General features: G+C 44.5%; 1 protein-coding gene. It reads left to right on the top strand.

The window, feature by feature from the left end:
- The coding region (locus ACSNN9_RS28805; protein ID WP_436676437.1) for a DNA topoisomerase at positions 1-236 on the top strand (236 nt) is incomplete at both ends.

Below are 236 nucleotides of genomic sequence, written 5' to 3'. Positions count from 1 at the left end.
GATGCGGCCAATAAAATTAACTTCCGTACTCGAAAGACCATGATGGTCGCCCAACAGCTCTATGAAGGGATTAATATTGGTTCTGGTGTGCAAGGTTTGATTACCTATATGCGTACCGATTCGACTCGTATCAGTCCTGTGGCGCAAAATGAAGCAGCAAACTTCATTACGGACCGTTTTGGTAGCAAGTATTCTAAGCATGGTAGCAAGGTCAAAAATGCTTCAGGAGCTCAGGA

This window comes from Micromonospora sp. URMC 107, assembly GCF_051386315.1.
Classification (GTDB): Bacteria; Actinomycetota; Actinomycetes; order Mycobacteriales; family Micromonosporaceae; genus Micromonospora.
The sequence above is the reverse complement of the archived record's forward strand: the minus strand, read 5'-3'. Positions and strand labels throughout refer to the sequence as shown.